Annotated in this window: 24 protein-coding genes; 20 read left to right on the top strand and 4 right to left on the bottom strand. The window is 44.8% G+C overall.

Features of this window, described 5'->3' with window-relative positions; genetic code table 11:
* Positions 1 to 20 precede the first annotated feature (20 nt).
* The 3 genes from FXV75_RS09805 (at position 21) to rpsA (ending at position 4,781) form a co-directional block, all read left to right on the top strand.
* A complete protein-coding gene (locus tag FXV75_RS09805; protein WP_262368520.1) occupies positions 21 to 2,231 on the top strand; it encodes a bifunctional prephenate dehydrogenase/3-phosphoshikimate 1-carboxyvinyltransferase in 2,211 nt (736 codons plus the stop codon).
* A 19-nt stretch (positions 2,232 to 2,250) separates the two neighbouring features.
* Positions 2,251 to 2,934, top strand: coding sequence for a (d)CMP kinase (gene cmk, locus FXV75_RS09800; protein ID WP_148832963.1), 684 nt, complete (start codon positions 2,251 to 2,253; stop codon positions 2,932 to 2,934).
* Between the two features lie 164 nt (positions 2,935 to 3,098).
* Positions 3,099 to 4,781: a 30S ribosomal protein S1 gene (rpsA, locus tag FXV75_RS09795; protein ID WP_148832961.1), complete on the top strand. Its 1,683-nt coding sequence runs from the start codon at positions 3,099 to 3,101 to the stop codon at positions 4,779 to 4,781.
* A gap of 169 nt (positions 4,782 to 4,950) precedes the next feature.
* Here the strand turns inward: rpsA and FXV75_RS09790 are convergent, their stop codons facing one another.
* Both FXV75_RS09790 and tsaA read right to left on the bottom strand, forming a co-directional pair.
* Positions 4,951 to 5,199 (bottom strand): hypothetical protein, encoded by a 249-nt coding sequence (locus FXV75_RS09790; RefSeq protein WP_148832959.1) that lies wholly within the window; start codon positions 5,197 to 5,199, stop codon positions 4,951 to 4,953.
* Positions 5,196 to 5,939 (bottom strand): tRNA (N6-threonylcarbamoyladenosine(37)-N6)-methyltransferase TrmO, encoded by a 744-nt coding sequence (tsaA, locus tag FXV75_RS09785; RefSeq protein ID WP_148832958.1) that lies wholly within the window; start codon positions 5,937 to 5,939, stop codon positions 5,196 to 5,198. The genes FXV75_RS09790 and tsaA overlap by 4 nt, the downstream gene beginning before the upstream one ends.
* A gap of 118 nt (positions 5,940 to 6,057) precedes the next feature.
* On the opposite strand from tsaA, the gene FXV75_RS09780 reads away from it, so the two are divergent.
* The 17 genes from FXV75_RS09780 (at position 6,058) to bfr (FXV75_RS09705) (ending at position 23,658) form a co-directional block, all read left to right on the top strand.
* Complete coding sequence (locus FXV75_RS09780; protein WP_148832956.1) at positions 6,058 to 7,317, top strand: glutamate-5-semialdehyde dehydrogenase; 1,260 nt, start codon at positions 6,058 to 6,060, stop codon at positions 7,315 to 7,317.
* Positions 7,307 to 7,972 carry a nicotinate-nucleotide adenylyltransferase gene (gene nadD / locus FXV75_RS09775; RefSeq protein WP_148832954.1) on the top strand — a complete coding sequence of 222 codons (666 nt, stop codon included), beginning with the start codon at positions 7,307 to 7,309 and terminating at the stop codon, positions 7,970 to 7,972. The genes FXV75_RS09780 and nadD overlap by 11 nt, the downstream gene beginning before the upstream one ends.
* Before the next feature lie 14 nt (positions 7,973 to 7,986).
* Positions 7,987 to 8,340, top strand: a complete 354-nt coding sequence (rsfS, locus tag FXV75_RS09770; protein ID WP_148832952.1) for a ribosome silencing factor — start codon at positions 7,987 to 7,989, stop codon at positions 8,338 to 8,340.
* A gap of 11 nt (positions 8,341 to 8,351) precedes the next feature.
* Positions 8,352 to 8,819: a 23S rRNA (pseudouridine(1915)-N(3))-methyltransferase RlmH gene (gene rlmH / locus FXV75_RS09765; RefSeq protein ID WP_148832950.1), complete on the top strand. Its 468-nt coding sequence runs from the start codon at positions 8,352 to 8,354 to the stop codon at positions 8,817 to 8,819.
* Between the two features lie 9 nt (positions 8,820 to 8,828).
* Positions 8,829 to 10,712 (top strand): penicillin-binding protein 2, encoded by a 1,884-nt coding sequence (mrdA, locus tag FXV75_RS09760; protein ID WP_148832949.1) that lies wholly within the window; start codon positions 8,829 to 8,831, stop codon positions 10,710 to 10,712.
* Entirely contained in the window at positions 10,702 to 11,823 is a 1,122-nt protein-coding gene (gene rodA / locus FXV75_RS09755) for a rod shape-determining protein RodA (RefSeq protein ID WP_148832947.1), read from the top strand. The genes mrdA and rodA overlap by 11 nt, the downstream gene beginning before the upstream one ends.
* Entirely contained in the window at positions 11,820 to 12,878 is a 1,059-nt protein-coding gene (mltB, locus tag FXV75_RS09750; protein ID WP_262368519.1) for a lytic murein transglycosylase B, read from the top strand. The genes rodA and mltB overlap by 4 nt, the downstream gene beginning before the upstream one ends.
* Positions 12,865 to 13,860: a septal ring lytic transglycosylase RlpA family protein gene (locus FXV75_RS09745; RefSeq protein WP_148832945.1), complete on the top strand. Its 996-nt coding sequence runs from the start codon at positions 12,865 to 12,867 to the stop codon at positions 13,858 to 13,860. The genes mltB and FXV75_RS09745 overlap by 14 nt, the downstream gene beginning before the upstream one ends.
* Before the next feature lie 82 nt (positions 13,861 to 13,942).
* Entirely contained in the window at positions 13,943 to 15,091 is a 1,149-nt protein-coding gene (locus FXV75_RS09740) for a D-alanyl-D-alanine carboxypeptidase family protein (protein ID WP_148832943.1), read from the top strand.
* 24 nt (positions 15,092 to 15,115) lie between these two features.
* Positions 15,116 to 15,421, top strand: coding sequence for a YbeD family protein (locus FXV75_RS16355; protein WP_187424874.1), 306 nt, complete (start codon positions 15,116 to 15,118; stop codon positions 15,419 to 15,421).
* Complete coding sequence (lipB, locus tag FXV75_RS09735) at positions 15,422 to 16,072, top strand: lipoyl(octanoyl) transferase LipB (RefSeq protein WP_187424873.1); 651 nt, start codon at positions 15,422 to 15,424, stop codon at positions 16,070 to 16,072.
* Between the two features lies 1 nt (position 16,073).
* Positions 16,074 to 17,033, top strand: a complete 960-nt coding sequence (gene lipA / locus FXV75_RS09730) for a lipoyl synthase (RefSeq protein ID WP_148832941.1) — start codon at positions 16,074 to 16,076, stop codon at positions 17,031 to 17,033.
* Between the two features lie 110 nt (positions 17,034 to 17,143).
* A complete protein-coding gene (gene speA / locus FXV75_RS09725; protein WP_148832938.1) occupies positions 17,144 to 19,048 on the top strand; it encodes a biosynthetic arginine decarboxylase in 1,905 nt (634 codons plus the stop codon).
* A gap of 314 nt (positions 19,049 to 19,362) precedes the next feature.
* A complete protein-coding gene (locus FXV75_RS09720; protein ID WP_148832936.1) occupies positions 19,363 to 20,250 on the top strand; it encodes a GNAT family N-acetyltransferase in 888 nt (295 codons plus the stop codon).
* A gap of 118 nt (positions 20,251 to 20,368) precedes the next feature.
* Positions 20,369 to 22,636: a DNA topoisomerase IV subunit A gene (gene parC / locus FXV75_RS09715; protein ID WP_148832934.1), complete on the top strand. Its 2,268-nt coding sequence runs from the start codon at positions 20,369 to 20,371 to the stop codon at positions 22,634 to 22,636.
* A 73-nt stretch (positions 22,637 to 22,709) separates the two neighbouring features.
* A complete protein-coding gene (bfr, locus tag FXV75_RS09710; protein ID WP_148832932.1) occupies positions 22,710 to 23,183 on the top strand; it encodes a bacterioferritin in 474 nt (157 codons plus the stop codon).
* Between the two features lie 10 nt (positions 23,184 to 23,193).
* Positions 23,194 to 23,658: a bacterioferritin gene (bfr, locus tag FXV75_RS09705; RefSeq protein ID WP_148832930.1), complete on the top strand. Its 465-nt coding sequence runs from the start codon at positions 23,194 to 23,196 to the stop codon at positions 23,656 to 23,658.
* 28 nt (positions 23,659 to 23,686) lie between these two features.
* Here the strand turns inward: bfr (FXV75_RS09705) and FXV75_RS09700 are convergent, their stop codons facing one another.
* Both FXV75_RS09700 and FXV75_RS09695 read right to left on the bottom strand, forming a co-directional pair.
* Positions 23,687 to 23,881, bottom strand: coding sequence for a (2Fe-2S)-binding protein (locus FXV75_RS09700; RefSeq protein ID WP_148832928.1), 195 nt, complete (start codon positions 23,879 to 23,881; stop codon positions 23,687 to 23,689).
* 116 nt (positions 23,882 to 23,997) lie between these two features.
* Positions 23,998 to 24,639, bottom strand: coding sequence for a DsbA family oxidoreductase (locus FXV75_RS09695; protein WP_148832926.1), 642 nt, complete (start codon positions 24,637 to 24,639; stop codon positions 23,998 to 24,000).
* Positions 24,640 to 24,653: the final 14 nt, after the last annotated feature.

Here is a 24,653-nt window from a genome sequence, read left to right as displayed (position 1 = left end):
TTAAAAAAGAGTGTGTTGCTTTGACAGGAATAGAGAGAAAAAAATTCGGTAACGTCATGGTTGTTGGTCTTGGCATGATCGGTGGATCGTTCGCAAAGGCACTAAAAGAGCGGGGTTTAGCCACCTTGTATGGTGTAGATCGTCGCGATGGGGAGCTCGCCCTTGGTGTGTCTACCGGAGTGATTGATTATCCAGCTGAGCTGTCCGCTGACCTTGTGGCTAAAATGGACGTAATTATTCTTGCAACTCCGGTTCGGGCGATGGAGTCGGTGTTGTCGGAATTAAAGCCTCTTTTATCGGAACAAACACTTGTTACGGATGTTGGTTCAACAAAAGGTAGCGTGGTTGAAGCAGCACGCCGTGTTTTTGGTGTGGTGCCGTCGAATTTTATCCCTGGTCATCCTATTGCTGGCGCTGAAAAAAGCGGCGTCTTGGCGTCTAATTCCCTGTTGTTTGAAAAACACATGGCCATTGTTACCCCATTGCCTGACAGCAACCCTGTCTTGCTGGATCGTCTTCATCGTCTTTGGCGAGCGGTCGGAGCAGATGTGGTCAGTATGGACGTAGAGCATCATGACCATGTGTTAGCTTCATCCAGCCATTTGCCGCATCTTCTTGCTTATACCTTAGTCGATGCGCTGGCAAATGGAGACCGCAGTCAGGATATATTTAAGTTCGCAGCGGGCGGCTTTCGTGATTTTACCCGTATAGCGTCAAGTGATCCGGTGATGTGGCGCGATGTGTTTATGGCGAATAAAGACGCGACGCTGGCCACACTGGACCACTTTACTGATCGCTTAGCCGATATGCGTACTGCGATTGAGCAGGGCGATGGTGCGAGTATGTTTGGTGTTTTTACCCGAGCTAAGTCTGCGCGAGATCATTTTCTTCGACTATTAGAGCAGCGCACCATTGGCTCAGTGAAAGAAGTTCGTCCTGTTTCTGTGTCTGTTTTGCCTGCATCGGCTATAAAAGGCGATATTGCCCTGTTGGGTGACAAATCTTTGTCACATAAAGTGATTACAATGGCGGCGCTCTCAGAAGGAATCAGTGAAATAAAAAACGTTGATTTGACTGGAGATGTGCGCATTACGATGCAAGCATTTAGGGACATGGGCGTGGTAATGGAAGAGGTCGCTAAAGGTCAGCTGCGCATACATGGTGTCGGTCTGCGAGGGTTAAAAGCCCCAATTGCGCCAATCAATGTTCATCAATCCAGAGAAAGCTTGTATTTGTTGTTGCCAGTTTTGGCGGGGCAGTCGTTTCCTGTGACGGTGGTTGGCGAGGGTAAACTTCTGAATCAATCCATGAGTGATGTGTTTTCATTGGTTCGTCAGATGGGGGGGGAAGTGACTTCAGAGGTCGCAGATTGCTTGCCAGTCAGTTTGCTTCCGGTGAATCGGTTGAACGTTTCGATCGTGTTGAAAACCCGTTCTGAACGCTTGCGCATGGCGGCATTATTAGCGGCGTTGTATTCGCCAATATCAGGCACAGTGACGCCAACTTTTTTGGGTGTATCGCATTGCGAAGTCTTGTTGCAGCACTTTACTGTGGGTATTGCAAAGTCCGAGAGGATTTTTACAGTCACTCCGGCGCCTTTGTTAGCCAGCAGTATGGTGCTTTCTGGCGATGAATATGAAGCAGCTTGGTTGGTATTATTGGCCAATTTGCTGCCCGGTTCTGACTTGGTCATTAACAATGCGGGGCTGGACTCTGTATCGTTTGCATTTTTGTCCTTTTTGGCATCGATTGGTGCCAATGTGTCTCTTCCCGACCAAGGAGGTTATGGGCTCTATGAAGGTCAGGTTCAAGCCGGTTTTGCTGAATTGAAAGGGTTTTCATTGTCGGCTGAGCAGAGTTATCAGTTTGGTGATGTGTTGCCTTTGTTATGTGTTGCAGCAGCGTACGCCAAAGGTGAGAGTTGCATTCAGGGTGTCAATGCGTTGCCTTATTATTATGAGGATAGGGTGTTGGCATTAGTGGAAGCGCTGGAGCAAATGAAAATCCAAGTCACTTACGACAGTGGTGATCTATTGATTAAGGGTGGAGTGCCGCAAGGTGCAGAGTTGGACTGCGCTGGTGATGACAAGCTGGCGCTTGCTATGCTTGCTTTAGGGGCTCGAAGCCACGCTATAACGAACGTTAACGACTGTCAAAAATTATTAGAAGAATTTAACGAATTGGAAAGTGTCGCGATGCAGGTAGGTTTTCATTGCTCGGTGGCGCAATAGTTTTTTAAGAGGAATAGTTATGATCAACCAAGGCCCAGTTATTACGATTGATGGTCCAAGTGGTGCGGGTAAAGGCACTGTCAGTCAATTAATCGCAGAAAAGCTGGGATGGCACATATTAGACAGTGGCGCCTTGTACCGATTGCTTGCATTAGCGGTTGCTCATCATGGAATGTCTGCGGATGACGTGGATACATTAAAGGTGTTGGCAGAGCATTTAGACATTCAGTTTGTGCAATCGGCTGAAGGTACAGTCGAGATTGTGCTTGAGGGCGAAACGGTCACTCAGGCCATCAGAACCGAAGAAGTGGGCAACTGTGCGTCTAAGTTAGCGGCCATTCCAGAAGTACGTGATGGCTTGTTGTTACGTCAGCGAGCTTTCTCGCAATTGCCAGGCCTGGTCGCCGATGGTCGTGATATGGGCACGGTCGTATTTCCCTCGGCACCGATTAAGATTTTCCTGACGGCGTCCGCAGAAGAGCGCGCGCAAAGGCGTTTGCAGCAATTGCAGCAAAAAGGCGAAGATGTTAATCTCGAAGCATTAGTGAAAGTGATTAAAGAGCGTGATGAGCGTGATGCTAATCGAGCGATTGCCCCCCTCGTGCCTGCAGCAGGCGCTTTAGTCATTGATAGCACAGAATTGAATATCGAACAGGTTGTCGAGATTGTTTTCGCTGAAGCAGTGAAAGCGAGTCTTGTATAATCTGTTCTTTTTCGTGTCTGAGATGTGCTAGAATAGAGTAAATGTTATCCAAGTCGATAAAGGTGCCAGCAAGCCTTTATCGCATCATTCAAAAAATTGACCCGCATCTGCTGGCGGTGTGGATATGACCTAGTTCTTTTTAGGTCGACTATATAGGAAATACAATGACTCAAAGCTTCGCAGAACTGTTTGAAGAAAGCCTGTTAACCGTCGAAATGGCGCCAGGCTCAATTGTTACTGGTATTGTTGTCGATATCGACAGCGAGTGGGTAACTGTTCATGCAGGTCTTAAATCTGAAGGCGTAATTCCTCGTTCTCAGTTTCTAACGGAAAGTGGTGAGTTCAACTTAAACGTCGGTGACGAAGTGAAAGTTGCACTTGAAGCAGTTGAAGATGGCTTCGGTGAGACTAAATTGTCTCGCGAAAAAGCGAAACGTGCAGAGACTTGGTCTGTGCTTGAAAAAGCTTATGAAGAAAACGCCATCATTCACGGTGTTATTAACGGTAAAGTCAAAGGTGGCTTCACAGTTGATATCGCTAACATCCGTGCCTTCTTGCCTGGTTCTTTGGTAGATGTTCGCCCAATCCGCGACACGTCTCACTTGGAAGGTGTTGATCTAGAGTTCAAACTTATCAAGCTTGATCAAAAACGTAACAACGTTGTTGTATCTCGTCGTGCCGTTATGGAAGCGACGAACAGCGCTGAACGTGAAACACTGCTTGCTTCTCTTGAAGAAGGCCAAGAAGTTAAAGGTATCGTTAAGAACCTTACTGACTACGGTGCGTTCGTTGATCTTGGTGGTGTTGATGGTCTTCTACACATCACTGACATGGCTTGGAAACGCATCAAGCACCCAAGCGAAATCATTGCTGTTGGCGATGAAATCGATGTTAAGGTCCTTAAGTTTGACCGCGAGCGTAACCGTGTGTCTCTAGGTCTGAAACAGTTGGGTGAAGATCCATGGGTTGCTATTAAAGCCCGTTACCCAGAAAACACGAAAGTGACGGCTAAAGTCACTAACTTGACTGACTACGGTTGCTTCGCTGAATTAGAAGAAGGCGTTGAAGGTCTTGTACACGTTTCTGAAATGGATTGGACTAACAAAAACATTCACCCATCTAAAGTTGTTCAGATTGGTGACGAAGTTGAAGTTATGGTTCTTGACATTGACGAAGAGCGTCGTCGTATCTCTTTGGGTATCAAGCAGTGCACCATGAATCCATGGGAAGAGTTCGCTACTTCTTTCAATAAAGGCGACAAAATCTCTGGCGCAATCAAGTCTATTACTGACTTTGGTGTGTTCATTGGTCTTGACGGCGGTATCGACGGCCTTGTTCATCTTTCTGACCTATCTTGGGACGAAACAGGTGAAGAAGCAGTACGTCAATACAAGAAAGGCGATATGCTAGAAACAGTCGTATTGTCTATCGATGCTGAGCGTGAGCGCATTTCTCTAGGTGTTAAACAACTAGAAGAAGACCCGTTCCTAGCGTACGTTGCTGAAAACGACAAAGGCACCGTTGTTAACGGTACTGTGTCTGCAGTAGATGCGAAAGGTGCTGTAGTTGTTCTTGCTGAAGGCGTTGAAGCGACGTTGAAAGTATCTGAAATCAGCCGTGAGCGCGTTGAAGATGCGACAACAGCATTGAAAGAAGGCGATAAGGTAGAAGCGGCGATCATTAATGTTGATCGTAAAGCGCGTACTATCACTCTTTCTATCAAGCAGAAAGACGCAACAGAAGAAAAAGCAGCAATGAAGTCTCATTCTGAGAAACAACAAACTGAGTCTAACGGTCCTACCACTATTGGTGATTTGATCAAGGCACAACTAGAAAACCAAAACTAAGTTTTGATTTTTTGCTGTTATAAAAAGCGGACCTAGGTCCGCTTTTTTTTGCTTGCTACTTTGACTGTTGCTTTGTCCATTGTTTTTAGGAAAGTGCTTGTATTTATTGACACGAAAACTATACACATAACATGTGGATAACCATGGGCATAGGCTTTGTGTATGTTTTTTAGCGCAAGGATTCTAGCAGTGCTTTCGTGTCTTCTTCATTCCAGTTTTCTTTTTCTAGCAGGCGTTTGAAGGCATCACTTTGCTGTGCATTGTGCTGATTCTTTTGAAATTTAGCGAAATGATAGTCTTTTATGAGACGCTCATCGTATTCTGAACGATAAAGTGGTTTTTTATCCTCTATTTTCTGCTCTGCTCTGTCCATGGCATCAATTTTCTTGTAGGTGTTCAAGAACTGTTTTTTATTCATGTTCTGCTCCCGTGTACTGGCTCAATGCTAAGGATTTCAAAATGATCAATTCTTGCGCACCATTTTATATTAAGGTCCCAAAGCGCTATTCCATGCTCTCTGTCGGTTTGGCGGGACAGGTATGAGGGCCTTGGGTCTTGTTCAATGATCTGCTTAATTAAAATGGTAATGTCTTTGTTGTGCAAGTTTTGGTGAGCCTTGCATTGACGTTCAGCAAGCTCAGAGAATCGCACGGGTTTTGTTTGCGTGGGTTCAGGGGCAAACCCTCCTTTTGCATCGGTAATATTATCGGCATAGGGTAGGTAGGGCTTTATGTCTACTACCGGGGTGCCATCCAGTAGATCGGCGCCATGTAAGTCAATAAAAACGCTTTTATCTTCTTGGTATATACGGCCTATTCTAACGACGGACAAGCCTAAAGGGTTTGGCCTATGTGTGGCTCTTGTGGCAAAAACCCCCAGCTTTTTATTTCCGCCGAGACGTGGCGGGCGCACTTTTGCTTTCCACCCTTCTTTTATGCAAGCGTGAAAAATGAAGTGAATCCAAATGTGTGAAAACTCACTTAATCCATCCAAAGTGTCCATTCGATTATAAGGAGGGAGGAGCTCAAGACGAGCGGTGGCACTGTCCACCAATCCTGGCTGTTTTGGAATACCAAATTTTTCTTTATAACAGGAGTGAACGACTCCAATGGTCGATAATGTAAATGAATTAGAAGTAGGTGATGGATCAATTTTCATAAAAAACGGCACTAAATGACTAAAAATATTATGCTAGTATACTGTTTTGATTCAGCGGATTAGGGTTTTTGTCGATCTAAACGCGGTTTCTTTTTCTTCTTATACTTAGAGCGTATACATGTCTTTAGAATATTATATGAATCAGGTTGGTCAGCAGGCGAGAGGTGCGTCTCGGTTGTTGGCAAAAGCGTCCACGGAGCAAAAAAACAGAGCGCTTCTTGCCATGGCAGACGCATTAGAAAAAGCTCGACCTCGATTAATTGAGGAAAATCATAAAGACATTAAAAACGGTGAAGAAAAAGGCTTAGATCCAGCGTTGCTAGATCGTTTGCTGCTTGATGATAAACGCATTGACGGTATGATCGAAGGGTTGCAGCAAGTCGCTGCGTTGCCTGATCCTATCGGTGAAATTTCAAATATGGTGTTTTTGCCCTCTGGTATTCAGCGTGGTCAAATGCGTGTTCCGCTGGGTGTTATTGGGATTATTTATGAATCTCGCCCTAATGTGACCATCGATGCGGCCAGTCTGTGTTTAAAGTCGGGTAATGCGACTATTTTGCGCGGCGGGTCAGAGGCGTTTTACTCCAATCAGGCGATTGCTGAGGCTGTGACCGCAGGTATTGTGGCGGCGGGTTTGCCAGAAAATGCTGTGCAGGTGTTAAACACCACGGATCGTGAAGCGGTAGGTAAATTGATTACCATGCCCGAGTTTGTGGATGTGATTGTACCCCGTGGCGGTAAAGGGCTGATTGAACGCATTAGTAAAGACGCGAAGGTGCCTGTGATTAAGCATTTAGATGGCAATTGTCATGTGTATATCGATGACGAAGCGGATTTAGAAAAAGCGTTCGCCATTGCGATAAATGCGAAAACACGTCGATATGGTGTGTGTAATGCGATGGAGTCCTTGTTGATTCATCAGGCCGTTGTGTCTAGCATTTTGCCAAAGTTGGCATTGGCATATCAAGAAAAAGGCGTGGCGCTGGTAGGTTGTGATCTGGCCTGTGTTGTGTGTTCAAGCATGGCTCGAGCATCAGAGGAAGATTGGTACACGGAATATTTAGCGCCAAAATTGTCGGTCAAAGTGGTCAGTGGTATGGAAGACGCCATAACACATATTAACCATTATGGCTCACACCATACAGACGCCATTGTTTCTCAAAATTACTCTAAAACTCGCGCATTTATGACAGAAGTGGATTCCTCTTCTGTGATGGTGAACGCTTCTACCTCGTTTGCGGATGGCTTTGAGTATGGATTTGGCGCAGAAATTGGTATCTCTACTGATAAAATTCATGCGCGAGGTCCTGTAGGTTTATTGGGCTTAACCAGTCAAAAATACATCGTACTTGGAGATGGCCATACCCGTGACAATTGAGGTTGACGGCAAGGTAAAAGCCTCTGGCTTAGCTATTATGGGGGGGACATTTGATCCAGTGCATAACGGTCATTTGCGAACGGCGGTGGAGATTTTAGACCGCTTTCGCTTCTCAGGGCTGACGCTCATTCCGTGTTTTCAGCCAGTACACAAAAGTCGCCCTAGTTTGTTGCCTCGGCAAAGACTAGAAATGGTGAAGCTTGCGGTGTCTGGTGATGCTCGGTTGAGTGTTGATTCGCGTGAAATGGATCGTGAAGGCCCCAGTTATACTGTCGACACTTTGCGTGATATTCGTGCTGAAATTGGTCCAGATCAGCCGCTTGTTATGGTGTTGGGGATGGACAGTTTTTTATCACTGCCCATGTGGTTGCGGTGGCAAGAGCTTATTCGATACGCGCACCTTTTAGTGGTTTCTCGCCCAGGTTGGGAGCCAGATTTTGTGTCAGAGTTGAGCACTTTTTGCGAAAATTATCGTGCCAAGTCGTCGCATGAGTTACAATGCGCGCCTTCCGGTCGGATTTGGTTCGAAACACTGACACCTTTAGCCATATCTTCTAGCATGATTAGAGCCTTAGCTTATAAAAATGAGTCGATTGCTTACCTCCTTCCAGAGCCTGTTCAAGCATACATAGAGCAACATCAATTATATCGATAGGATAACGTAATTATATGAGTCAGCTTACTCTCACAGCAGATCAAATTTTAGCTTTTGCTGTAGAAGCATTAGAAGATGTTAAGGGTGATAAAATCACAGTGTTAAACGTAGGAAGTCATACCGATATGATGGATTACATGGTGATTTGCACGGGAACCTCTAAACGTCATGTAAATGGTTTAGGTCAAAATGTATTTGAACACCTGAAATCCAAAGGCTTACAGCCACTAGGCTCTGAAGGCCGCGGTATGGGAAGCGATTGGGTATTGGTCGATTTACACGATGTGGTCGTTCATGTGATGACCGAAGAGGCAAGAGCGTTTTATGACCTTGAAAAACTTTGGGATATTAAGCCCGAACAAATCTAAGGCTGTATTTCATGCGAGTACGTTTAATCGCCGTTGGCAGTAAGATGCCAAAGTGGGTTACAGAAGGTTACGATGAGTACGCAAAACGTCTGCCAAAAGACTTTGCTTTGGAGCTTGTTGAGATTCCTATGTCTCCTCGAGGTAAAAATACTGACATACCCAAAGCGATCCGCAAAGAAGGCAATGCCATGTTGGACGCGATTCCAACGGGTGACAAGGTAATTGCCATGGAGGTATTGGGTAAAGAATGGTCTACCGATCAGTTGGCAGATCAGACAGAGCAGTGGCGCATGGGGGGCTATAACGTCAGTTTATTAGTCGGTGGACCAGATGGTCTTGACCCTCGATGTACTGCCCGCGCTGATCAAATCTGGTCGCTATCACGTTTAACGTTACCGCATCCTATGGTGAGAATTCTGTTGGCTGAGCAAGTTTATCGTGCTTGGACCTTGATGAATAATCACCCCTATCATAGATAAGGTGAGTGGGTGAGTCGTCGACATCAAAATTTCCGTAATTATCGCCAAGAGCAGCAGCTAACACAGCGACGTGTCATAGCCGCTGCTTTTTTCGTTTTTTTGTTGGCTGTTACTTTGATTGGCAGGTTGTTTTATCTGCAAGTGGTTCAGCATGAACTTTATCAAACTAAGGCCGATGATAATCGTGTGATGCTGGTCACCGAGCCCCCTCCACGTGGTTTGATTTATGACCGCAATGGCGTTGTTTTAGCCGATAATCGTCCTATTCACAGTTTGACGGTTATTCCTGAGCGGGTACAGGATCTGTCCAAATTACAACAAACCTTGTCTAATATTATTCCTATTACGGATGGAGAGTGGGAAGATTTTTATGATGCTCTAAAAGATTATCGGCGACCTTATCAATCCATTACGTTGAAGTCGCAATTAACCGATGAAGAATGGGCGCAAGTATCCGTCGATCTGTACAAGCTTGATGGCGTTCAAGTGGAGGCCCAATTGACGCGTTATTACCCCTTTGGTGAGGCTTTTGCTCATGCGGTAGGCTACGTCGGCCGCATAAACGCAAAAGACCTAGAGACCGTTGATCAGCTCGCATATCAAGGCGCTTTGTTTATCGGTAAAACCGGTGTTGAGGGGTACTACGAAAAAACCTTGTTTGGTGAATCTGGTTTAAATAAAGTTGAAGTGAATGCGCGTGGCCGCATCATGTCTGAGCTTGAAAGGCAAAATCCCACGCCAGGCAAAGATTTGCACTTGTATTTAGACGCTCGACTTCAGCAATACGCTTACGACTTGTTGGGCGATTACACTGGCTCTGTTGTGGCTATCGATCCGAGCACAGGTGGTATTTTAGCGCTTGTTTCTAAGCCGGGTTATGACCCTAATCTGTTTGTTCGTGGCATTTCAGTAAACGATTATTCTGCTTTACGTGAATCAAAAAAACTCCCTTTATTCAACCGTGCTTTGCGAGGTGGTTACCCACCGGCTTCAACAATTAAGCCGTTTATGGCGTTGGCGGGGCTTGAGTACGGTTTTGCTTCTTGGACGGAAACTTACTTTGCCAAAGGGTATTATCAAATTAACCCTGATGGCCGACGTTATCGCGATTGGAAACGCACTGGACACGGCTGGATTGATTTAGAACGCTCTATTATTGAGTCAGTAGATACTTATTATTATCAGTTAGCCAATAAAATGGGCATTACGCCTATCCATAATTTTTTAACCCGCTTTGGTTTTGGTGAGAGTAATTTGCTGGATTTAAGAGGCGAGAGTAGTGGACTTCTTCCTTCCAATGAATGGAAAAAGGCCAAATACAAAGAGCCTTGGTACCCTGGTGACTCTGTCAATGTGGGGATAGGTCAAGGCTTTATGGTCGCGACACCCGTGCAGATAGCGTCTGCGACCTCGGTGTTGGCCAGTAAAGGGCATTACTTTTATCCTCGTATGGCGAAAACGATGGGAGATCAAACTGCAGAGTTTGAAAATGGCCTTGGTGATAGGCACGATATTATTTTAAAAGATCAACGTAATTGGGTTCGTATAACGGATGCGATGCGCAAAGTGGTGACAGACTCTAAAGGCACGGCAAGACGCCTACGTGGCACAGATTATGATATTGCCGGTAAAACCGGAACCGGGCAGGTGTTTAGTTTACAAGATGATCAAGAGTACGACGCGGAAGCGCTCGATAAGCGTTTGCATGACCATGCTTTGTTTATTGGCTTTGCGCCCGCCAAAGCCCCTAAAATTACGGTATTTGCTATTTTTGAAAACGGTGGCAGCAGTTCAAAGCCTGCGGATTTAACCAGGCAACTATTTGATGCCTACCTTCATGATGACTATCCAGCGCGCTACGATTATTTAAAGGGCCAAGATAATGAAAGATAGCTTATATCGAAGGGTTTTGTCTTTCACTAATGCGCGATTATGGCAACTGGTTCATGTTGACGTTTTGTTGATGGCAGCCTTAATGTTGTTGATTGGCGGCGGTTTGTTTATTTTGTACTCCGCTTCAGGCCAAGATGTCGCCATGGTGGAGCGACAAAGTTTTCGCCTTGCGATTGGTCTGCTTGTCTGCTTGGTGCTTGCACAGCTGCCTCCTAAATATATGCGTCGTGCGTCTCCTGCATTATTTGTTTTTATTGCCATACTATTGATTGGTGTTTTGGTATTTGGTGTGGGTGCCAAAGGCGCTCAACGTTGGCTGGCCTTACCAGGCGGCTTAAGGTTTCAGCCCTCAGAAATTATGAAAATCGTCATGCCAATGATGATCGCGTGGTATTTTGCAGATCGTCAACTGCCCCCTAATTTAAAACATGTTCTGACCGTATTAGGTCTAATTGTTGTTCCTGTGTTGATGATCGCCAAACAGCCCGATTTGGGCACGTCATTATTGGTAGCCGTGTCTGGATTTTTTGTTCTGTTTCTTGCTGGGCTTCGGTGGCGATATATTCTCAGCGCGGCAGCGATGGCACCTATTGCAGGTTACACGTTGTGGCAATTTATGCACGATTATCAGCGCCAACGCGTGTTAACGTTTTTGAACCCAGAAAGTGATCCATTAGGATCTGGTTGGAATATTATTCAGTCTAAAACGGCCATAGGTTCTGGTGGTTCATATGGCAAAGGTTGGCTAGAGGGTACACAAGCTCAGCTGGATTTTTTGCCAGAAAGCCATACAGATTTTATTATCGCTGTGTTGGCAGAAGAGTTTGGTTTACTTGGCTGCAGCGTGTTGATTTTGGCTTATTTATTGGTTATCGCTCGTGGTTTGTACATCGCAGCCAATGCCGAGGACAATTATGCCCGACTGTTGGCAGGCAGTTTAACGCTGACCTTTTTTGTTTATATGTTTGTAAATATTGGCATGGTGTCAGGTATTCTGCCAGTTGTTGGGGTACCCTTACCCCTCGTCAGTTATGGTGGCACCTCGATTATTACCATCATGGCGACATTTGGGATTTTAATGTCAATACAAACTCATAAAAGAGCGAGATGATGATGAAACGCGTGCTTGGTGTGTTTTTAGCTGTTGGCCTTTCGGCATGCAGTGGCATGAACCACTCTTCGTTACCTATTTCTATCGGCGTTAGTGATTTACTTGCGCAAGAGCGGCCTAGTAACTATGCAGACTCTTACGCCAGCCACCCCAATGTTCAAGATTTTATCGACCAGTTGGTCGAGCGGCATAACTATGATCGCACTCTTCTTGAGCTGGCTTTTTCATCCATTCAGGTTAGACCAAAAGTGATTGAAAAATCCAATAATCAACCCGAAGCCATCACGCCCTATTATGAATATAAAACACGTTTCGTTAACGATGAGAGAGCCGCGCTGGGGCGCCAATTTGCATCTCAATATTTTCGATGGCTAAATAAGGCCGAACAGGAATACGGTGTTGAGCCTAATGTTATTGTGGCGCTTATTGGTGTCGAAACTTATTACGGAAAGATTACCGGTTCTAAAGACGTATTTACCTCACTGACGACGCTTGCATTCGATTACCCAAGACGAAAAGAGTACTTCCAGAGTGAGTTAGAGGCGTATTTATTGCTTGCTCGTCAAGAAGGTTGGAACATTGGTGAAACAAAAGGGTCATACAGTGGTGCAATGGGGATGGTGCAATTTATGCCCAGTAACTACAAAAAATTGGCGGTGGATTTTGATGGAAATGGCCATATAGACCTTTGGGGTTCTCCAGCCGACGCGATTGGCAGCGTTGCTAATTATTTACACCATCACGGTTGGCAGACTGATCAGCCATGGTTTGTGACCGCGTACGTTGCTGACCCAGACAGTGTAAAAAAAGAGATTAACCGCGGCCGACACCCGAGCCAAAATGTGTCGGACTGGTCAGCGCTCAATGTCTTACCTACGCAGTCTTTTATGGATCAAAAAACCGGTTTGATTGCACTGCAAACGTCTCCTGAAGTGGTGTCTTATTGGTTGGCGTATGAAAATTTCTTTACTATCATGGATTACAATCCGAGCAGACGGTACGCCATGTCCGTATTGGAGCTTGCACAGAGCATAGGAAGTTATGAAAAGAATTAATATGCTTGTCGTTGCTATTGTCAGTATGCTGGCACTGAGCGGATGTATGAGTACGCGCCATGTTCTAGGGAAAGAAAAGGTCGACTACGATAAAGCATCCGGAGGAGGGCGCTATACTATATTGCAAGATCATGCGCCGACGGGGGATGTAAATGTCGATCACTTGCCTGATTTAGTGCCTAAATGGGAGCCTAAAAGTCGAGGTGGCAACAAGAGTCTCTATGAAGTGTGGGGGAAAACATATTCAGTGATGGATTCGGCAAAAGGATACCGCGCAGAAGGAACCGCATCTTGGTACGGTAATAAATTTCATGGTCATAAAACCTCAAATGGGGAAATATATGACATGTATGCATTTTCAGCTGCGCATAAATCCTTGCCTTTACCAACGTATTTAAAAGTAACCAATTTGGACAATCAGCGCTCTGTTATTGTTCGAGTCAATGATCGTGGGCCTTTTCATGGGGATCGATTAATAGACCTCTCTTATGCAGCTGCCGCTAGGCTGGATTACCATAAAAAAGGCCTAGCAAGAGTTTTCATAGAAGCGATTACACCACCACAAGGTCAATCATATTCCTCGTCTAATGACGCGACGGTCTCCTCAGTCCCTGTGGAGGCTGTGCCTATAACACCGTCAGCAACCTTACCAGCAGTGGCGTTGAGTGTTCCAGCAACTGATTCTGATGCAAGTGAGGTTTTGGCTAATGCTAATAACAACGTGAATCAAGATGTATCTGAGATTTTTTTTTCACACTTACAAGTCGGGGCTTTCAGTGTTGAGCAATCGGCCAATACTTTAAAGCAGCGCTTGTTTGAAGCGTTTGATACTCGCGTTAAGGTGGTAATTAATAAACAACAAGATGGGTTGTTTAAAGTACTGGTAGGTCCCTTCGAAAGTGACGCTCAGCGCGTTGAATGGCAGCAAAAATTGCAACAGGAAGGCTTTGCTGATCCAGTTAGAGTCGCGCTAATTCCTTAAGGGGTAACGGTTTTGGGCTAGAGATTCATGATGCGCTCTAGTATTATTTAACAACATTTTTTAAAAGACGATATATTTGAGTATGAAAAAACTCCTAGTAACTTTATCCATCCTGATGTGTTCATTCAGTGGTACGCTTTTCGCAGCCCCTTCCTTGATCCCCGCGCCGCCTCAATTGTCAGCTAGTAGCTATATTTTGATGGATGCTTACACGGGAGACATATTGGTTGAAAACAATGCTGATCAAGCATTGCCGCCGGCAAGTTTAACGAAATTAATGACGGCCTATATTGTTGAATATGAACTGGCGCGCGGGAATTTATCGCTTGATGACCAGATTTTGATCAGTGAGAAAGCATGGCGAATGACGGGTTCAAGAATGTTTATTCGTGAAGGAACGCGGGTAAGCCTTGAAGATTTGATGCGCGGCATTATTATCCAGTCTGGCAATGATGCGAGTGTCGCGGTGGCAGAGCATGTTGCTGGCAGTGAAGCTGCATTTACTGATCTGATGAATCAACATGCTCAATTACTGGGAATGACCAACTCGCATTTTGTGAATGCAACGGGCTTTCCTGCAGAGGGGCATTATTCCAGTGCCCATGATCTTGCTAAACTATCGCGTGCGAAAATTCTGCAGTTTCCTGATAATTATACCATGTATGCGGAGAAAGAATTTACGTACAACAATATTCGTCAGCCCAACCGCAACCGTCTACTTTGGCGTGATAAAACAGTGGATGGTTTAAAAACAGGTCATACCGAAGAAGCGGGTTATTGTCTGGCGGCGTCTGCGGTACGTAACGGTACTCGTCTTATTACGGTGGTCATGGGGACAAAATCGGATGCGGCGCGTGCAATGGAAGCGCAAAAATTGCTGGATTTTGGCTTTAGGTATTACGAAACGCGCAAACTTTACAGTCGTGGACAGGTTGTGAATAACGCACCTGTTTGGGGTGGTAGTCAATCAAGTGTAAAAGTCGGTTTTGCGGAAGACGTATTGGTGACCATGCCACGTCAACAAGGCGATTCGATTCCGGCAGTGTTGGATATGCGAACGGAAATTGTTGCCCCTATTGCAGTTGGCGACGTACTGGGGAAAATTATTGTTGGTTCCGATGGAAATATCTTGTTGGAGCGCTCAGTTGTTGCACTCGAAGCCGTAGAAGAAGGCAGCTTTTTTAAGCGATTGTTTGATAAAATCAAACTTTTCTTTATGAATTTGTTTTAAGCTCAATAAGCTAATGGTAAAGACATGGCTCTGATTACAAAAGATGGCGACCAAACAGAACAAGCGGTTGGTGCGCCAAAGATAGAGTTTCCCTGTGAAAACTACGTGATCAAAGTAGTTTCATTAGATGCAGAAGGCATTCATGCTCACATTACTGAGTGTTTGCTGGTCCATGCGCCAGAAATGGACACAAAAGCAGAAAATACTAACCGGTCGAGTAAAGGGCGCTTTGTGAGTTACAGTTTTCGCATAGTGGCTCAAAGTGAAAGCCAGTTATCGGCGTTGCATCGTGATTTAATGTCCATTGATGCTGTTAAGATGGTTATGTAAATGATACATAAATTGGATCTAGTGTGTCGTGATCTGGGTGTCATTGACTATGGACAGACTTGGGAGAAAATGAAAAGCTTTACTCAAGTTCGTTCAAAAGGGGATGCCGATGAAATTTGGTTGTTAGAACACCCGCCTTTGTTTACTCAAGGTCAAGCAGGCAAAGAAGAACACCTTTTGGCACCGGGTAACATTCCTGTTGTGCAGGTCGATCGTGGGGGGCAGGTCACTTATCATGGGCCAGGACAGCTTGTAGCCTATATCATGGTGGATTTAAAACGACTGGGCATTGGTGTTCGTGATTTGGTTACGATTCTTGAAACGGCAATTGTTAATACACTCCAAATCAATGACATTAAAGCGTACCCTAAGCCGGATGCGCCAGGGGTTTACGTGAGTGAACAAAAAATTGCTTCATTAGGGCTCCGGGTACGAAGAGGATGTTCGTTCCATGGGTTGGCTTTGAATGTTGATATGGACCTCACCCCATTTAACCGCATTAATCCCTGTGGTTATCAAGGTCTACAAATGGTTGATATGGTACGTTTAAACAAAGACGTTACTTTATATAACGTTAAAGTTGAGTTAGCGAATCAGCTGGCTGAGCAGCTCGGATACGATTATCCGACTATCCAACAAGGGTGGAAATAGAATGACAGTAGAACGCAAACGCGTTGTTCAAGGGGAAAAACTTCGTGGTGCTGATAAAATGGCCCGAATTCCCGTTAAGGTAGTCCCCACAGAAGAGATTCCTCGTAAACCCGATTGGTTGCGCGTGCGGATGCCAGCTTCGCCCGAGATCGCTCGTATCAAGGCGACGCTGCGAGAGCATAAATTGGCGTCAGTGTGTGAAGAAGCAAATTGCCCAAATCTAGGCGAGTGCTTCAGTAATGGCACTGCAACCTTCATGATTATGGGTGAGATTTGTACGCGTCGCTGTCCATTTTGTGATGTAGCCCATGGGCGTCCTAATCCATTGAGTGTAGATGAGCCGAAAGAGCTGGCCGCGGCGATTCGCGATATGAAGCTCAAATATGTTGTTATTACGTCGGTAGATCGAGACGATCTTAGAGATGGAGGAGCACAACATTTTGTCGATTGCATACGGGAGACTCGTGCAGAGAGCCCTAATATTGAGATCGAAACCTTAGTCCCTGATTTTCGCGGGCGCATGGACGCAGCCATCGATATTTTGTCTATCGCACCGCCCGATGTTTTTAACCACAATTTAGAATCTATCCCGCGCTTGTATCGTCAAGTTAGGCCTGGCTCAGATTACCAGTGGTCATTGGACTTATTGAAAAACTTCAAAGATCGCTGCCCTGACGTGCCGACTAAATCCGGATTAATGGTAGGCATGGGTGAAACTTTCGAAGAGATTGTTGAGGTATTAAAAGACTTACGTGCTCATAATGTCGATATGTTAACAATCGGTCAGTACTTACAGCCTTCTAAGCATCACTTTCCAATGGCACGTTTTGTACCGCCGGAAGAGTTTGCTCGTTATGAAACGGTTGCCAAAGAGCTTGGTTTTAAACATGCGGCCTGCGGCCCATTAGTTCGTTCATCGTACCATGCCGATAAACAGGCCCATGGTGAACGCGTTTCTTAACTTATGCGATCTTAAAAAGCGGGGTTAAGTAGGACTTAGCTCCGCTTTTTTTATGAAATTTTTGCAATAAAACGCTGTATTTTGCCGTTATTATGATTTTTGGAGATGATATGAAACCTTGGTCAATCAAAGATTCAATGGAACTTTACAATGTTAGCCATTGGAGTAGTGGTTTTTTTTCAATCAATGATAAGGGGCGAGTGATTGCGTTACCCGACAGAGAAAATAGCATTGATTTGACTGAGCTGTCTGTAGCATTGAAGCAGCAAGGTATTCCTTATCCTTGCTTGGTGCGATTTCCGAATATTTTGCATTCGCGTATTGAAAAAATTACCGCGTCTTTCCAACAAGCGATTGAGCATTACGACTACCAAGCAAAATACGCCATTGTTTACCCTATTAAAGTTAATCAGCAGCGTCGTGTCGTAGAAGAGATCGCAGCTTGCCAACTTGATAATCCCTCTACCGTTGGATTGGAGGCGGGCAGTAAGCCAGAGCTAATGGCCGTGTTGGCGATGCACAAAAACGCCGACGGTATTATTGTTTGTAATGGCTATAAAGACCGCGAGTTTATCCACCTGGCGCTAATGGCTGAAAAAATGGGCCATCAGGTGTTTATCGTGGTTGAGAAGATGCATGAGCTGGATTGGATTTTAGAAGAAGCCGAAAAAATCGGAGTGAAACCTCGTATCGGTATTCGAATCCGTTTAGCGTCAACTTGCACCACGCACTGGGGTAACAGTGGCGGTGAAAAATCCAAGTTTGGTCTCACAACGTCTCAGCTACTGAGAGCGATTGATCGTTTACGCGAATTAGATTTATTAGATTGTCTAGAGTTGATTCATTTTCACTTGGGTTCACAAATTACACGTATTCGCGATATTCAAAATAGTCTGAAAGAATGCGCACGATACTATGCTGAATTACATCAAATGGATGTAAAAGTGAAATGGGTCGATGTCGGTGGCGGTTTAGGGGTTGACTATGAAGGAACCCGTTGTCAAAACGACTTTTCAGCCAATTACAGCATTGGTGAATATGCCAATAACGTGGTCTTTGCGTTTCATAATGTGTGTGAACAATATGAATTACCTCATCCACATATTATTTCTGAGTCAGGTCGTGCCGTTACGGCACACCATGCCATGATGATAGCGGATGTGTTTTCACACGGGGCGGAGTTGCTACCCATTGAAGAGCCGACTCAAGACAGTGAGCTTGAATTGCAGCGCCTTTGGAATTCGTATCAAAGCCTTCAAGGCGAAACGGACGAAGAAAGCCGATCACTGGTTGAAATTTATCATGATTTACTTGATGATTTTAACGACAGTCTGACTTTGTACAACCATGGTCAGCTTAACCTGTCACAAAGAGCGCAAGCCGAGAATTTATTTTTGTCTGCATGTCGTAATTTGTTGCCCCGTTTAGACAACCGTAATCGCGGTCATCGTGCAGTGATTGATGAGCTGAATGAACGTTTAGCTGAAAAGTTGTTTGTTAACTTGTCAGTATTTCAATCTATGCCAGACGCGTGGGGTATTGACCAGCTGTTTCCTGTATTGCCGCTGCAAGGCTTGGAGCAGGCGCCATCGTTTCGAGGTAAAATTCAAGACGTTACCTGTGACTCGGACGGTTGTTTATACAGTTATGTAGATGGGCAGGGCATTGAGTCGTCTTTGCCATTGCCACCTCCGCCACCTAAGGGAGAAGATTATCTCATGGGCTTCTTTTTAGTGGGAGCTTATCAGGAAACGCTAGGCGATCTACATAATCTGTTTGGCGATACGTGCTCAGTGGATGTGTACCTTACCGACGATGGTTTCCGCATCGATCATGTTTTGAAGGGCGACAGTGTTCAAGATGTGCTGAGATCGGTGAGTTATAATGAGCATGAATTAATGAAACGTTACCAAGATAAAGTCTCGTTAAGTTCGTTGAGTTTAGAAGAGCAAGAAAACCTGATGGCGACCTATAAAAAGGTATTGGCAGGAACAACGTATTTAACGCAAGTATAAGAGTCGATAATTGGGGGAAATTTTTGCTATTAATGCGCTCCAGAGATCCCTAGAGAATGCAAAAAAATGCCCGCTGTATGCGGGCATAAAACTGTCCTTATCCCAATCAATAAAAGGGGGCAATATTAAAAGGGTAGATCCACTTTGCATTCGGCTTTTCGAAGCCTAACGAAAAAGTCGTTGTGTAAAAAGCATAAAGTCATGGGGATCTGTCCATTCTATAAAGATTAACTATAGCTTGAGATGACAATAAGTGTGCATATATTTTGTTTATCTCGCTTATTGGTCATTTTGCTACTTTTTTAAGAGCGCCTATGAATGTATTTAGTTCCCCGCATAAGCGGCCTTTTTTTGCGGTACTGCTTTCTAGTAAGCTGATGCTGAGCGATTTGACCTATCGAATTATGGCGGACAAAATGCTTGAGCTAGCCAGTAATCAGTCAGGTTTTCTGGGTGCTGAGTACGGTTCAGGAGAATTGGATTTGCTGATAACTTACTGGCAAACAAGGGAAACGGCAGAGGCGTGGTTAAATCATGATACACAGCGGCGTATTTTATCGGTGGGTGAAAAGTTTTGGTATGAAGAATACGCGTTGACGCTATTTGACGCACTAAAAACATCATCCTTTTCCAGTGCCCAAGAAGCGGTACATTCATCGCGCTTTCCTCGAATCGTGACGCCAAGAGGGGTATTGACTCTGTTAAATGACGCCCAAGCGCCTCTTTTGCATGATTACCTCAATCAGGAAAAAGGGTTCCTTGCGCCTTGGGAACCATTGAGAAGTAATGCCTATTATTCTTTGGAAACTTGTCAGTTGCGTATTCGAGAAATGCGTCGCGACTTTTTGGAGGATAAAGGACTCGTCTTTTGTTTTTTGTCACCCAATGAAGACCGAATGTTGGCTTACAGTAACTATTCTAATATTATTCGCGGCGTTTTTCAGGCGTGTAATTTGGGCTATAGCCTGCGGCAAGGTGTGCAGGGTTGTGGTCTTATGTCAGAGGCGCTAAGTGCTGGTATCCGTTATATCCACAAAGACATGAACATTGATAGAATTCAGGCCAGTTATATGCCAAGAAATGCTCGAAGCGCAGCCGTACTAAGCAAATTAGGGTTTGATAAAGAAGGTCTTGCAAAGCAGTATTTAAAAATTAATGGTCAATGGGAAGATCATGTCTTGACCGCGTTGGTGTTGCGTTAAATAAATACCGATTATTACAGCAGACAGGTGTGACTCCTTTCAGTGAGTCTAGCATTTTCATGAAATTCATGTGTGTTGATTGCTGACACACATTATTGATCATAGAAGGGGAATTTCCTTGAGTGAGTTGTCAAATTTTGAGTCAAATGAAACCCTTTCATTAAAAGATTATACCGAGAAAGCGTACTTGAATTATTCCATGTACGTTATTTTAGACCGTGCTTTACCGCACATTGGTGATGGGTTAAAACCGGTCCAGCGCCGTATTGTTTATGCGATGAGTGAGCTGGGTTTGAAAGCCAGTGCGAAATACAAAAAGTCAGCTCGTACTGTGGGCGACGTGTTGGGTAAATTTCATCCACACGGTGACAGTGCCTGTTATGAGGCCATGGTGTTGATGGCTCAGCCGTTTTCCTATCGCTATCCGTTGGTAGACGGCCAAGGTAACTGGGGTGCGCCAGACGATCCAAAATCCTTTGCTGCGATGCGTTATACCGAGTCGCGTTTGTCAAAATACGCCGATGTATTACTACGAGAGGTCAGCCAAGGCACAGTAGATTGGCTCCCCAATTTTGATGGCACACTGCAAGAACCGTCAGTGTTGCCTGCGCGTTTACCCAATTTGCTATTAAATGGCACGACGGGCATTGCGGTTGGTATGGCGACGGACATTCCCCCTCACAATTTGCGCGAAATTGGTGGAGCTTGTATTCATTTATTGAACAATCCCAAGGCAGAATTAAACGATTTATTGGCGTTTGTACAAGGCCCCGATTTCCCAACAGGCGGTGAAATTATTACACCGCGCTCTGATCTGGTTAAATTGTATGAGACAGGCAAAGGGCAGGTAAAAGCAAGAGCCCGTTTTTCCATGGAGGAAGGGGACATTGTTGTCAATGAGCTGCCGCATCAGGTATCAGGCAGTAAAATCCTAGAGCAGATTGCCGCACAGATGCAGGCCAAAAAATTGCCGATGATTGTGGATTTACGTGATGAATCGGATCACGAAAATCCGACAAGACTGGTTATTGTGCCTAAATCAAATCGTGTTGATATTGATGCCGTGATGACGCATTTATTCGCTACCACAGACCTAGAAAAATCGTATCGCGTGAACATGAACGTAATCGGTTTAGACGGTTTGCCGCAGGTTAAGCCACTGAAAAACTTTTTGTCAGAGTGGTTGAGATTTCGAATAGACGTAGTACGTCGTCGCTTGCAATTCCGCTTAGATAAAGTGATGAATCGTCTTCATATATTAGAAGGCTTGTTGATTGCTTATTTAAACATTGATGAAGTCATCGAGATCATTCGTACTGAGGAAAAGCCGAAAGTTGAATTGATGGCACGTTTTGGTCTGAGTGATATGCAAGCGGAGTCGATTCTCGAGCTGAAACTTCGCCATCTTGCGAAGCTCGAAGAAATGCGCATTAAAGGCGAGCAAGACGAGCTTGAAAAAGAGCGCAAAAAGCTGGAAGCTTTATTATCTTCCGATCGAAAACTGAAAAAGCTCATTACTGAAGAGATTCAAGAAGCGATTGATGCCTTTGGTGATGAACGTCGTACACCGATTGTTGAGCGTAAAGAAGCGCAAGCTTTCAGTGAAGAAGATTTGCTGTCAAACGACCCGATTACAGTGATCATTTCAAAACAAGGCTGGATCCGTGCCGCGAAAGGCCATGACATTGATGTGAATGGTTTGAGCTACAAATCAGGCGATGAGTTTCTGGTCAGTACAAAAGGGCGTTCGAATCAAACATTGGTATTATTCGCGTCAAATGGACGAACGTACTCGGTGAAAGCACACACCTTGCCTTCTGCGCGTGGTCAGGGCGAGCCCATTACAGGGCGTATCTCGCTGGAGAAAGACGCGACCATTGTGTGCGCCGTACTAGACAGCGAAGAAGCCTATTATTTAATTGCCAGTGACGCGGGATACGGTTTTGTCGCTCAATTGCAGGATCTGTATGCTAAAAATAAGGCCGGTAAAGCGACGCTAACTTTACCCAAAGGCGCTCGCGTGATGGCTCCTGTGTTGGTTGAAAATCCTGAATTAGGACGTGTCGTTGCGGTTTCTAATGAAGGCCGAATGTTGGCATTTGAGGTGGCGTCACTGCCTAAAATGGCCAAAGGCAAAGGCAACAAGATGCTCAGTATCCCCAGCGTCAGAGCCGCCGAAAGAGAGGAGTTGGTGGTGGCGTTGGCGTGTGTGCAGCCAGATGATGTCCTGTTGGCGCATGCGGGTAAAAGGTTTATTTCCTTTGTGGGAAAAGACTTAGAAGATTACATCGGAGAGCGTGGGCGCCGAGGTTTGAAATTACCACGAGGATTGCAACGTATCGACAGCCTCGAAGTAAAAACCGCTGAGGCCAAGCAAGCAGATTAAGCTCAATGGCGCTGCCTTGACCTGTTTGGCTGGCGCCTGAAATGACACTATTAGTAAGTAAGAGGAAAAGATCATGAAAGGCAGTCAAAAAGTAATAGATAGCTTGAATTCATTGTTGGCCAATGAGTTGGCGGCTATCGATCAGTATTTTATTCATTCTCGTATGTACGATGATTGGGGTTTGAATAAGCTATATGTTCGACTCAACCATGAGATGGAAGAAGAAACCCAGCATTCTGATTGGCTTATTAAGCGTATTTTATTTCTAGAAGGCGTGCCTTGTATGACCAAGCGCCGTGATTTACTGGTAGGCTCGGATGTGCGGTCAATGATGGCCAATGACTTGACACTCGAATTAGAAGTGGTGTCGTCTGTACGTGATGCGATTGCTATTTGTGAGTTTGAAGGGGATTATCAAACCCGTGAAACTCTTGAGAAACTTCTATTTGATACCGAAGAAGACCATGTTTATTGGTTAGAACAGCAGCTTGGTTTGATGGAAAAAATCGGTATGCAGAACTACTACCAATCACAAATAGGCAACTAGGAGGCGAGCTATGAAAGGGGATTTAGGCGTCATTGCTAACCTAAACAGAGTACTTGCCAATGAGTTAGTCGGCATTAATCAATATTTTTTACATGCTCGAATGTTTAAAGATTTTGGTTTTAGCGTATTAGATAAAGCGGATTACAAAACGTCGATTCAAAAAATGAAAAACGCCGATCGATTGATTGAACGTGTTTTGTTCCTAGAAGGCTTACCCAATTTGCAAGATCTCGGGCGATTGCGTATTGGTGAAGACAGTGAAGAGATGATTGCAGCTAACCTAGAATTTGAGTTAGATACCTTGCCCGCTCTACAAGCGGCTATTAAATTATGCGAAGAGCGAAAAGACTTCATGAGCCGAGCGGCGTTGGAAAAGATTTTAGAAGAGCAAGAAGAACAAATTGATTGGTTAGAAACGCAGCAGCACTTGATTTCCAGCACTGGAATTGAAAACTACTTACAATCTCAACTGTAGGAAAACGTAAGGCCGCGATAATGCGGCCTTACGCTACTTTGACTTGGCCTTCAGCCAGGATAAGCAACTCATTATTCAGGATTGTTTTAGCGCATTGGCAGCATTTACCACATTGACTACCAATATTATGTGCTTTATACAGTTCCCGCATTGTTGTTGCACCCTCATTAATAGAGGCTTTAAGGTCTCTGTCCGATACTTTGTTGCAAATACAAATATACATAAATGAAAATCACTCTCACTAATATTCTGACCATGCGATTGTAATTGCAATGTTAATGATTATCAACAGTGATGAGTGCACTTACGGATTATTTTTTTGGTCGTATTCTGAAAAAGTTAGTGCTCTTTTGCTGCGATGTCGACTAAGACTTTAAGGAAAGATTCCGGATTATGGGCACCTTGCACCATGTATTTATCATTGATGACATACGTTGGGACGGAATCAATGCCCATCTTTCGTAAGTGTATGAGTTTTTTTTCAGTTAAAGTGTGTGCTTCCGGACTCACTGCATAGGTTATGTCGATCGTTTGCATGCCAATTAAACCTGCCAGTTCTTCTAGCACCTTGTTTGAGCCAATGTCTTTACCTTCCGTAAAATACGCATGGAAAACAGCGAGCACGAAAGGCGTTGCTAAACCTGACTTTGCGGCGGCGAGAACAAACTGATGAGTCAGTTTTGTATTGGGAAGGCGGTCGTTTTCAGAGAAATTAAATTGTATCCCTGCTTCTATTCCCACCTGTTGAATTGCGTGAGTGGCTTCATTGAGTTTTTCTGGGCTGCCAAAGCGTTCTCGTAAAAAGCTTTCACGGTCGGCGCCTTCAAGTGGCATGTCTGGGTGCAGTTCAAAGGGTTGCCAGTGAATATCAATGCGGTAATCATCGCCTAGCTGCTCGATGGCTTGTTTGAGTCGTGAGTATCCCAGGTAACACCAAGGGCAAACTAAATCTGTAATGATGTCGATGCGTAAGTCGGCCATGTGGTTTCCTAATA

This window comes from Marinomonas sp. IMCC 4694 (genome assembly GCF_008122525.1).
Classification (GTDB): domain Bacteria; phylum Pseudomonadota; class Gammaproteobacteria; order Pseudomonadales; family Marinomonadaceae; genus Marinomonas.
Note: the sequence above shows the minus strand (reverse complement) of the source record. Positions and strands in the feature narration are given on the sequence as shown.